The organism is Frankia sp. CgJB1, assembly GCF_977947065.1.
This window is the reverse complement of sequence record NZ_CDWTNB010000018.1, coordinates 35,887-37,218: the sequence shown is the minus strand read 5'-3', so window position 1 is coordinate 37,218 and position 1,332 is coordinate 35,887. Positions and strand designations below refer to the sequence as shown.

General features: G+C 65.5%; 3 protein-coding genes. All 3 read right to left on the bottom strand.

The window, feature by feature from the left end:
- Positions 1–40 precede the first annotated feature (40 nt).
- The 3 genes from AC08OT_RS04090 to AC08OT_RS04080 are packed head-to-tail and all read right to left on the bottom strand — an operon-like array spanning position 41 to position 1,201.
- Positions 41–280, bottom strand: coding sequence for a hypothetical protein (locus AC08OT_RS04090; protein WP_476593565.1), 240 nt, complete (start codon positions 278–280; stop codon positions 41–43).
- Positions 281–299: 19 nt separating this feature from the next.
- Positions 300–641 carry a hypothetical protein gene (locus tag AC08OT_RS04085; RefSeq protein WP_476593566.1) on the bottom strand — a complete coding sequence of 114 codons (342 nt, stop codon included), beginning with the start codon at positions 639–641 and terminating at the stop codon, positions 300–302.
- Positions 620–1,201: a hypothetical protein gene (locus tag AC08OT_RS04080; RefSeq protein ID WP_476593567.1), complete on the bottom strand. Its 582-nt coding sequence runs from the start codon at positions 1,199–1,201 to the stop codon at positions 620–622. The genes AC08OT_RS04085 and AC08OT_RS04080 overlap by 22 nt, the downstream gene beginning before the upstream one ends.
- Between the last annotated feature and the right edge of the window lie 131 nt (positions 1,202–1,332).

Sequence of the window (1,332 nt, the reverse complement as noted above, 5' to 3'; positions counted from 1 at the left end):
ATTGGGACGTGGCCGCGTCCCGGCGGCGTCCACCGCGACGTCAGGTCTTGGGCACCGGATCGAAATTACTCCACCATTCGTACAGGGCCGCCCCGTCGGGGCCGGTCGCTATGAAGGAGACCAACGTGGAATTGTAGGACCAGAAGATGAAGTGATCACCGTCACGCACGTTGCAGACGGCCGTGCCCTGGGTCGCACCCTCGTGGAAGTTCCAGGTGAAGACCTCGTCGCCGCCCTGCTCGCATTTGCCGCCGGTGGTGGTGACCAGGGACTTGCGCACCTCGACGTCGCTGTTCAGATCACTGAATGGTCGCGTAGGAGTAGGCAGCCACTACCTTCCCATCATCCGAGTTGCAGAATAACGACGCCTTGATGTGGCCGCCCTCGGCTTCGCCGTTGGGCTCGTAGTCCGTCATCACGGACGAGTCGAGCTTGGCCAGCAGGGCGTGCTGCGTCGGGGTGAACTGCGCCGAGGGACTCGGACTCGCGCTTGGACTTGGACTTGGCGAGGGCGATGACGATGGGTTTGTCGAGGTCGGTGAGGCGCTGGGGCTGTCGGGCGCGGTCACCGTGCCCGGGTTGTCGGAACCTCCGGAGAGGAGCACAACCGGAATAATGATCAGGAGGAGTGCCGCCGCCACCGCCGCAGCGATGATGGTGTTACGCCGACGTTGAGAGCCGCCGGGCCGGGGGGCGCCCCCGGCGGCGGATAACCTCCGTAACCGCCCGCCGCAGGGTAGCCCTGCTGCTGATACCCTTGGTGGTAACCCGGATCTTGGTGGTAACCCGGCTGATAGTTCTGCTGATATGCCTGTTGCGGATAACTCTCCGTGGGATAGTTGTTGGCGGGATAATCCTGCTGCTGGTAACCCTGGCCGTAGCCCTCGCCGGGTGGGTAGCCCCCACTGGGTGGGTAGACCGCCGTCGGGGGGTACTGATCGGTGCCGCGGTACGGATTCTGTGCGTACTGGTTCTGGGGATACTGGTTCGGAGGGTTCTGGGAGTACTGTTCCGTGGGCGGGTAGCCGCCGGGCTGGTTGACGCCGGGTGCGCTGTTGCCGAGCAGGCGGGTCTCGTCTTCGTCGCCGAACGGTGCCGAGCCCGCGGAGTACGACGAGGCGGAATAAGAACCACCAGCGTTGCCGTCAACCCGTTGGGTCTGGGCGTCCGGGTCCTGGGGGCCTGGGCCCGGTGACTGCATGACGTCCTCCTGCGCTGCGCGAAGAGCGGCCCCGGCCCGCGCTCGTGATCTTGCGGATCCCGCCGTGGTGCTGGGCGGTTCTCGCAACCGTCCATCTGTGTTAGAACGGACCGCCCCGTTCGGCCCAGCTC